The sequence below is a fragment of the Micromonospora sp. RV43 genome (genome assembly GCF_001029515.1).
Classification (GTDB): Bacteria; Actinomycetota; Actinomycetes; order Mycobacteriales; family Micromonosporaceae; genus Micromonospora; species Micromonospora aurantiaca.
Genome location: NZ_LEKG01000224.1, coordinates 1 through 10,151 on the forward strand (window position 1 = coordinate 1; position 10,151 = coordinate 10,151).

General features: G+C 76.3%; 1 protein-coding gene. It reads left to right on the forward strand.

The annotated features are described in order from the left end of the window. Positions 1 to 137: 137 nt before the first annotated feature. Positions 138 to 10,151: SDR family NAD(P)-dependent oxidoreductase (locus ABD52_RS33790; protein ID WP_255352896.1), on the forward strand; the 10,014-nt coding region annotated here is incomplete at its 3' end.

Here is a 10,151-nt window from a genome sequence, read left to right on the forward strand (position 1 = left end):
CGTTCGCCGTCCGCCCACCGCCCGCGTCGCCTTCCCACCAAGAGCCGGCACCGGCGGCGACACCGGCACCGGCGTCGCCATCCGCACCGGCCTCGGACGCGGCGTCGCCGGGCGCGGACCCGTCGACTGCGATCGCGGTGATCGGGATGGCCGGACGATTCCCGGGCGCCCCGGACCTCGACACGTTCTGGGACAACCTCGCCGCCGGCCGGTCCGCCATCCGGGAGGTGCCGTCCGAGCGCTGGGACCTGACGGGACTCTACGACCCGGACCCGGCCGCACCCGGCCGCACCCGCAGCCGGTGGGCGGCGCTGCTGGACGACGTGGACGCGTTCGACGCCGGGCTGTTCCGCATCTCACCGCTCGAAGCCGAGGCGATGGACCCGCAGCAGCGGATCTTCCTGGAGCAGGCGTGGGCGGCGCTGGAGAACGCCGGGTACGCCGGGCGGCCGATGCGGTGCGGCGTCTTCGTCGGCTGCGGCGCGGGCGACTATCCCCGGCTGCTGGAGCGGCACGGACGCAGCGACAGCAGCGAGGCGTTCCTCGGCGGGGCCAGCTCGATCCTGCCGGCCCGGATCGCGTACCTGCTCGACCTGACCGGGCCCACGATGGCGATCGACACCGCGTGCTCGTCGTCGTTGACGGCGGTGCACCTGGCCTGCGAGAGCCTGCGCTCGGGCGACTGCGACACGGCGCTGGCCGGCGGCGTCGCGGTGATGTGCACGCCGCAGATGCAGGTCTGGACCAGCCAGACGGGGATGCTGTCGCCGACCGGCCGGTGCCTGCCGTTCGACGCCGCCGCCGACGGCATCGTGCTCGGCGAGGGCGTCGGCGTGGTCGTCCTCAAGCGGCTGGACCGGGCGCTCGCCGACGGCGACCACGTCCACGGCGTCATCCTCGCCGGCGGCGTGAACGGCGACGGCCGTACCAACGGCATCACCGCGCCGAGCGCGGTCTCCCAGGTCCGTCTGCTGCGTGAGGTCCACGCCCGGGCGGGCGTCGAGGTCGGGTACGTCGAGACGCACGGCACCGGCACCGCGCTCGGCGACCCGATCGAGGTCAAGGCGCTGGCCCAGGTCGTCGGCCCGCACTGCCGGATCGGCTCGGTCAAGGCGAACATCGGTCACACCACGATGGCCGCCGGCGTGGCCGGCCTGATCAAGGTGCTGCTCAGCCTGCGGCACCGGCAGTTGCCACCGACCCCGCACGCCACCGAGCCGATCCCCGGGCTGCCGGTGGTGCGCGAACTCACCGGGTGGCACGACGACCGGCTGGTCGCCGGCGTCAGCTCGTTCGGCTTCAGCGGCACCAACTGCCATCTCGTGGTGGCCGAGGCGCCGGCCGCGACGGCGGGCACCGGCACCGGGCCGGTGGTGGTACCCGTCTCGGCCCGTACCGCGTCCGCGCTGCGCGACCTGACGGACCGGCTGGCCCGGCGCCTGCGTACCGAACCGGCCGACGTCCACGACGTCGCCGCGACCCTCGCGCGGGGCCGGGCGCACCTGGCGGTCCGGGCCGCGTTCGTCGCCGCCGACACCGCCGACCTGGTCCGGCAGCTCGCCGGCGGGCCGCCCGCGCCCGGCGCGCCGGCCGACCTGGTCGCCCTCGCCGAGCGCTGGGTGGCCGGCGCGGACGTGGACTGGACGGCGATGCCGGCCGGGCGTCGCATCCCGCTGCCCACGTACCCCTTCGCCCGCGACCGTTTCTGGACCGGCCGCGACCGGCGGGAGACGGCCCTCACCCCGGCCGACCCGCTGGTGGCCGACCACACGCTGCACGGCGTCCCGGTCCTGCCCGGCGCGGCGTTCCTGCGCCAGGCCACCGCCGGCGGGACCGCCCGTGCCGCCGACGTGACCTGGCTGCGGCCCGTCGTGGTCACCGAGCCGGTGACGGCTGTCGTCACCCGGGACGACCGGATCACCCTCACCGTCGGGGGAACACCGCACGCCGTCGCCACCCGCCGCGCCCCCGACCCGGCACCGCCGGAGCGGGTGGACCTGCCGTCAGTCGAGGCCCGCTGCCCCGTCCGGCGTCCGGTCGACGACCTGTACGCGGGATTCGCCCGGGCCGGTCTGCGCTACGGGCCGTCGTTCCGGGTGCTGACGGAGCTGCGGCTGGGCGCCGGTGAGGCGCTCGGCATGCTCGCCACCGGCCCCGACAGCGACGTCCAGCTGCTCGACGGGGCGTTGCAGGCGGTCGCCGGGCTGGTCGATCCCGCCGACCGGATGCTCGTCCCGTTCGCCGTCGAGTCGGTCTTCGTCGCGGACCGGCTGCCGACGACCGCCCGCGTCCACGTGGTACGCCGGGACGGCGGACGGTTCGACGTGGTCCTCACCGACCTGACCGGCGACGTCCGGGCCCGGCTCGACGGTGTGACGCTGCGCCCCTACATGGCGTCCGGCGCCGCATCGGCCGAGAGCCGGCCGGTCGTGACGGCGCCGCCGGAGGACCTGCTGTACGTCCCGGCCTGGCGGCCGGCCGGTGCGCCCTCCGGCCAACCGCCTGCCGGGCGGGCCCTCGCCGTGCACAGCCCCGCCGACGCCGCGCTCGCCGCCGCCCTCGGCGCCGACGACACGCTGCCGCTCGGCGAGCTGCCCACCGGCCGGTACGACACGGTGTACGTGCTCGCCCGCACGGCCGACCCGGCCGCCCCGCCGCAGGACGACTCCACGACGCCCGAGGCGTTCCGCCTGCTGCGCCGCCTGCTCGACCTGGGTGCGGACCGGGGACCGCTGACGCTCACATTCGTCGTGTCCGGGGTGGCCGGCCTGCCCGGCGAGCCGGTCCACCCGCACGCCGCCGGCCTGGCCGGGCTGGCGAGCGCGATCGCGGCCGAGTATCCGCAGTGGCGGGTCACCTGTGTCGACGCCGGCCCCGGCGACGTCACCCCGGCCGACGCGATCCGCCGCGAGGACGGCACCGACCGACTCGTCGCGCTGCGTGGTGACCGCCGCCTGGTCCGCCGCCTGGAGCCGGTGGCCGGGCCGGCAGGCGTGGCGCCGCTGCGCGACGGCGGTGTCTACCTCGTCGTCGGCGGCACCGGCGGCATCGGGTTCGAAGTCAGCCGTCACCTCGCCCGGACCCGCCGTGCCCGGCTCGTGTGGCTCGGCCGGTCCCCGGAGGACGAGCGCATCCGGTCCCTGGTGGCGCAGATCGAGGCGCTGGGCGGGCAGGCCGTCTACCTGCGTGCCGACGTCACCGACGCCGTCGCGGTCCGCCGCGCGGTGGCCGAGGCTCGACAGCGGTTCGGGCCCGTCGACGGCGCGTTCCACGCCGCGGTCGTGCTCCGTGACCGTGCCCTGTCCGCGATGGACGAGGCGGCGTTCACCGAGGTGCTGCAGCCGAAGGTCGCCGGTGTCGGTGTGCTCGCCGACGCGCTGGCCGGCGAGCCGCTGGACTTCCTCGCGCTGTTCTCCTCGGCGCTGTCGTTCGCTCCGGCCCCGGGGCAGGCCAACTACGCCGCCGCGAGCACGTTCGAGGACGCGTACGGGCTGGCGCTGCACCGCCGGGGACAACCGGTACGCGTGGTCAACTGGGGCTGGTGGGGCAGCGTCGGCGTGGTCGCCGACCCCGGGTACGCGGCCCGGTTCGCGACGCTGGGCATCGGCTCCATCGAGCCGGCCGAGGGCGTCGCGGCGCTGGAGCGGATCCTCGCCGGCCCGCACCCACAGGTGGCTGTCCTCAAGGGCACGAGGGACGGGCTCGCCGCACTCGGCGTCCACCCGTCGGCGCCCGCCGGCGACGCCGTCACCGCGCTCGCGGCACCACCCTCGACGGACGGCGCCGCCGCCGGGGACACCGACCCGTCGCTGGACCGGTCCAGCGCGGCCTTCCGTACCCTCGACGGGCTGGCCCGCGACCTGCTGCGCGACCGGCTCCGGGACCGTCAGGTGCCGGCCTCCGGGCCGCTGGCGGCCGCCGTCGCCGCGGCCGTGTCCGCGCCCCCGGCCGGCCTGTCCACCGCCGCCGTGCTCGCCCGGCACCCCGACCTCGCCCCGCACGTCGCGTTGCTGGCCCGGTGCGTCGACGCCCTGCCCGGCGTCCTGGACGGCCGGACCTCACCGACCGAGGTGCTCTTCCCCGGCGGCAGCACCGACCTGGTCGCCGCCGTCTACCAGGGGCAGCAGGCCGCGGACTTCTACCACCGCCTGGTGGCGGCGCAGGCCGCCGCTGCGCTCGGACGGACGGACGGCCGCCCGGGCCGGGTGCTGGAGATCGGCGCCGGCACCGGCGCGGGCTCGGCGTTCGTCCTCGACGCCTGCCCGGGCGTCCGGTACGACTTCACCGACCTGTCGACCGCGTTCCTCCGCGAGGCCGAGGACCGCTTCGGCGGACGCCATCCGGGCCTGCGGTTCGGCGTCCTCGACATCGAACGGGAACCGGCCGGGCAGGGCTTCGAGGCCGGCTCGTACGACGTCGTGCTCGCCACGAACGTCCTGCACGCCACCGCGGACGTGGTCCGCAGCCTGCGCCATGCCCGATCCCTGCTGCGCCCCGGCGGTGTGCTGCTGCTCAACGAGGTCACCCGCGCCTCCGACTTCCTCACCGCGACGTTCGGCCTCCTGCCGGGCTGGTGGCGGTTCACCGACGCCCGGCGGCGGCTGCCGCACTCCCCGCTGCTGTCGCCGGCCGGGTGGCGCGCGGCGCTCGCCGAGGCGGGCCTGACCGGCCGGATCCTCGGCATGCCCGGTGTCCCCGACGACGAGCAGGAGCAGTGCGTGCTCGTGGCGACGGCCGGTGCGGCGCCGGTGGACCGGGTGCCGGCCCGCGCCGCCCGGGACTACGTCCGCGCGGTCTTCGCGGAGGTCCTCAAGTACCGCCCCGACCAGCTCGACGACGACGTCACGTTCGACAACTTCGGCGTCGACTCGCTGGTCAGCCAGCACCTCGTACGCCGGTTCTCGGCCGACCTCGGCGACCTGCCGGCCACCCTGCTGTTCGAGCACCTGACGATCGAGCAGCTCGCCGACCACCTGGCCCGGGAACGGCCGGGCCCGCTCGCCGCCACGCTCGGCGTCGCGGCGCTGGACGCCGTGCCGGCGCCGGTCCACCCGGCGGAACCGGAGCGACCGGCCGTCCCGGCGTTCCCGGCCGCCCCGGCCGCCCCGGTCACCTCGGTCACCTCGGTCACCTCGGCCTCCGCCGCCCGGGGCGACGCGGACGCGATAGCTGTCGTCGGCCTGTCCGGCCGCTATCCGGGCGCGCCGGACCTGGAGCGGTTCTGGCAGAACCTGGTCACCGGCACCACCTCGATCACGGAGGTGCCGCCGGAGCGGTGGGACTGGCGCGAGCACTTCGACCCGCGCCGCGGCCGGCCGGGGCACACGTACAGCCGGTGGGCCGGGTTCCTCACCGACGTCGACCGGTTCGACCCCGGCTTCTTCGGCATCCTGCCGAAGGACGCGGCCGCGATGGACCCGCAGGAGCGGCTGTTCCTGGAGACCGTCTGGCTGATGCTGGAGGACGCGGGCGCCCTCGGCGGAGCCCTGCCGCGCGACACCGGCGTCTTCGTCGGCACCATGTACGGCTCGTACGGCCGCATCGCCGCCGCGCAGGGCTGGCCGGAGGGCCGCTACACCGACGGGCACTCGGCGTACTGGTCGATCGCCAACCGGGTGTCGTACACGCTCGACCTGACCGGGCCGAGCTTCGCCGTCGACTCGGCCTGCTCCTCCTCGTTGACGGCGGTCCACCTGGCCTGTGAGAGCCTGCGCCGCGGGGAGTGCTCGGCGGCCGTCGCCGGTGGCGTCAACCTGGTCCTGCACCCGGCGCACCTGATCGCGCTGTCGTCGATGACCATGTTGTCGGCCGACGGCGCCTGCAAGGTGTTCGACGAGCGCGCCGACGGGTTCGTGCCCGGCGAGGGCGTCGGCGCGGTACTGCTCAAACCCCTGTCCGCGGCCCTGCGCGACGGCGACCGGATCTGGGGCGTCATCGAGGGCGGCTTCGTCAACGCGGGCGGCCGGACCGCCGGCTACACCGTCCCCAACCCCACCGCGCAGGCCGACCTGGTGGTCCGGGCGCTCGCCGCGGCCGGGGTGACACCCGGCGACGTCGGCTATCTGGAGGCGCACGGCACCGGCACGGCTCTCGGCGACCCGATCGAGATCGCCGGTCTCGGCCGGGCGCTCGGTAACGCGCTGCCGGACGGCCGGCGGATCCCGGTCGGCTCGGTCAAGGCCAACATCGGTCACCTCGAAGGCGCCGCCGGCATCGCCGGCCTGACGAAGGTGCTGCTGCAACTCGCGCACGGCACGATCGCGCCCTGCGCGAACCTGTCCACTGTCAACTCCCGCATCGACCTGTCCGGGTCGTTCCTGCTGCCGACGAGCGCACAGCCGTGGACCGCGCCGCGGCGCGCCGGGGTCAGCTCGTTCGGGGCGGGCGGCGCGAACGCGCACCTCGTGGTCCGGGAGCATCCCGCGCCGCCGCCCGCGCCCGTCCAGCCGGGGCCGCACGTCGTGGTGCTGTCGGCGCGGACCCCGGAGCAGCTGCGGACGCTCACGGCCGACCTCGCCGACCTGGCCGAGCGGACGCGCCCGCGCCTCGACCAGCTCGCGTACAGCACCCAGGTCGGGCGGGCGGAGTTCGACAACCGGCTCGCCGTCGTCGTGTCCGACATCGACGAGCTGGTCCGCCGGCTGCGAGCCGGCGAGGTCATCACCGGGACTGCCGGCACCGATCCGCTGTTCGACGGCGACGGCGGCGCCGAGATCGCCGCCGACCTGCTGCGCCGCGGCCGGCTCGACCAGTCGGCGAAGCTGTGGGTACGCGGCGTCCCGGTCGCCTGGGCGGGCCGCTGGCCGGTACGGCCGGGACGGGTGCCGCTGCCGCCGTACCCGTTCGACAGGCAGCGGCTGTGGCTGCCCGAGCCGACCGGTACCGCACGGCCACCGGCGCCGCCGTCCGTACCGGAGGGTGACCTGACCGCCGACGGCCGGACCGCCGTGCTGCCGGGCCTGGCGGTGCCGGAGGCGACGGCGCCGGAGACCGCCGCGCCCGAGGCGGCGGTGCGGGAGACCGTCGTCGTGCCTGAGGTGGCGGTGCCGGGGAGCGTCGTGCCGGACGTGGCGGCGCGGGAGACCGGCGTGCCCGAGAGCGACCCGTGCGTGTACCTGCGGCCGCAGTGGCGGGCCGAGCCGCCGCCGGAGGGTGGGCGACCGCCGGCCCGCATCCGGGTGATCGGCGAGGGCCCGACGTTCGGCGGCCGCCACGACCAGGCCGACCCGGACGTGGTCGTGGTGCACCTGCCGGCCCGTGCCGGCGGGCTCGCCGACGAGGTGCGCGAGAGCCTGCACACCGTCCTGCGGGCCGCCGTCGAGGTGCTCACCCCGGATCCGGCCGCGCCGCTGCGGATCGTCGTCGGCTGCCCGGACGAGCGGCCCGCGTACACCGCCGTGACGGCGGCGCTGCGCACGCTCGCGCTGGAGCACAGCGGCTTCTCCGGGGCGGTGGTCCGGGGTGGGGTGACCGCCGAGGCGGACCTGTGGCACGTCTCCGGGCCGCCGGAGCAGCGGGTGGACGACATCCGCTGGACCGGCGGCGTCCGTGAGGTACGCCGGATGGTGCCGTTCCGGCCCGGCCCGGCCGTCCGGCGCACCGGCGGCGTGTACGTCGTGGTCGGCGGCACCGGCGCCGTCGGCCGGCACCTCGCCGCGCACCTCGCCGCGACCCGTACGCCCTCGGCGGTGGTGCTGGTCGGCCGGACCGCGCCGGCCGACGATGCCTTCGCGTTCGTCCGCGCGGACGTGACTGTCGAGTCCGACGTGCGCAGCGCCGTGGCCGAGATCCGCCGCCGCTACGGGCGCATCGACGGGGTGATTCACGCCGCGGGCGTGCACGACGACGCCCGCGCCCTGACGAAGCCGGACGCCGCCGTCGACGCGGTGCTGGCCCCGAAGGTGTTCGGCCTGCGGCACCTGGTGGACGCGCTCGGCACGGAGCCGCTGGAGTTCCTCGCGCTGTGCTCGTCGATCGCCGGACGCACCGGCAACCTCGGGCAGGTCGACTACGCGTACGCCAACGCGTTCCTGGACGAGTTCGCCGCAGGCCGGCCCGGCACGGTGTCCGTCTGCTGGCCGCTGTGGGCCGACGGTGGGATGGCCGTCGACGACGCCACCCGCCGGTTGTTCGCGCGGCGCTGGGGGAGTGCCCCGCTGCCGACTGCCGACGCGGTACGGGCGTTCGACCGCGTCGTGTCGGGCACCGAACCGGTGGTGGCGGTGCAGCGCCCGGCGGACGTCGCGCCGGAGGCCCCGGCCGGTGTTCCGGACCCGGAGCTGGACCTGGACGCGGAGCTGCGTGCGCTCGCCGCCGGGTTCCTGCTCGTCGAACCGGACGAGGTCGACCCGGACATCCAACTGCTCGACCTGGGCTTCGACTCCATCTCGCTGACCGGGCTGGTGAACGAGACGAACGAGCGCTTCGGCGTCGACCTGCTGCCCACAGTCCTCTACGAGCACCCCACGCTCGCCGCCTTCGGCGCGTACCTGCGCTCCGTACTCCCGGCCCGGCCGGCCCCGGCCACCGTGGACGCCGGGCTCACGGCGGCCCGGCCCTCGGCGGAGGCCGCCGAGCCCTCGGCGGACCTGCCGGCCGACGCGGTCGCCGTGGTGGGAATGGCCGGGGTACTGCCCGGATCGCCGGACCTCGACGCCTTCTGGCGGCACCTCGCCGCCGGCGACGACCTCGTCCGCGCGGTCCCGGCCGACCGCACCGACCTGCTCGGCGACCCGGCCACCGCCGGTGTCCGCGCCGGTTTCCTCGACGACGTACGCTCGTTCGACGCCGACCTGTTCGGCATCGCGCCGCGCGAGGCCGCGCTGATGGACCCGCAGCAGCGGTTGTTCCTCCAGACCGCCTGGCAGGCCGTCGCCGACGCGGGATACCGGCCGGCGGACCTCGCCGGCACCGACACCGGGATCTTCGTCGGCGTGTCCGCCTGCGACTACGACGACCTGCTCCGCGCGCACGACGTGCCGGTCGAGGCCCACACCGCCAGCGGTCTCGCCGACTGCATCCTGGCCAACCGGGTCTCCTACCTGCTGGACCTGCGCGGCCCCAGCGAGGCCGTCGACACCGCCTGCTCCAGCTCCCTCGTCGCGGTGCACCGCGCGGTACGGGCGCTGCTGGCCGGGGAGTGCGCCACGGCGCTCGCCGGTGGGGTGAACGTGCTGCTGAGCCCCGGCCTGTTCGTGGCGTTCCAGTCCTCGGGCATGCTCAGCGCCGACGGCCGGTGCAAGACGTTCGACGCCTCCGCCGACGGGTACGGCCGCGGCGAGGGCTGCGGCGTCGTGCTGCTCAAGCCGCTGCGCGCGGCGGTCGCCGACGGGGACCAGGTGATCGCCGTCATCCGGGGCAGCGCGGTGAACCACGCCGGCCGCGGGCCGTCGCTGACCGCCCCGAACCCGCTGGCGCAGGCGCAGGTCGTCAGCCGGGCGTACCGGGCCGGCGGCGTCGACCCGGCGAGCGTCAGCTACATCGAGGCCCACGGCACCGGCACCCGGCTCGGCGACCCGATCGAGATCGAAGGGCTGAAGAAGGCGTTCGAGGGCGTGGACGCCACGATCGCGGTCGGGACGGTGAAGACGAACATCGGCCACCTGGAGGCCGCGGCCGGCATCGCCGGGCTGCTCAAGGTGCTGCTGAGCCTGCGGCACGAACGGCTGCCGCGCACGCTGCACCAGCAGCGGCGCAACCCGTACCTGCGGCTGGACGGCACCCCGTTCACAGTGCTGGACCACGACGTGCCGTGGACCGGCGACCGGGTCGCCGGGGTCAGCTCGTTCGGTTTCGGCGGCACCAACGCCCACGTGGTCGTGCAGTCGCCGCCGCCGCTGCCGGTGTCCCCGGCGTCGGGCCCCTGGCGCCTGGTGCTGTCCGCGTCCGGTCCCGCGGCGCTGGCGGAGTACCGGCGCCGGGTCGCGGACCACCTCGCGGAGAGCACCGACATGGCCCGTGCCACGTACACGCTCCAGGTGGGACGGGAGGCCCTGGCCCATCGGTTCGCCGCGGTGGTCGCCGACGCCGCCGAGGCGGTGGCGGTGCTGCGCGGCGAGGCGCCGCCCCGCCTCGATGCGGAGACCGAGACCTGGCTGGCCGGCGGCGACGTCGACTGGGCGGCGACCTGGGACCACCGGCCGGCCCGGATC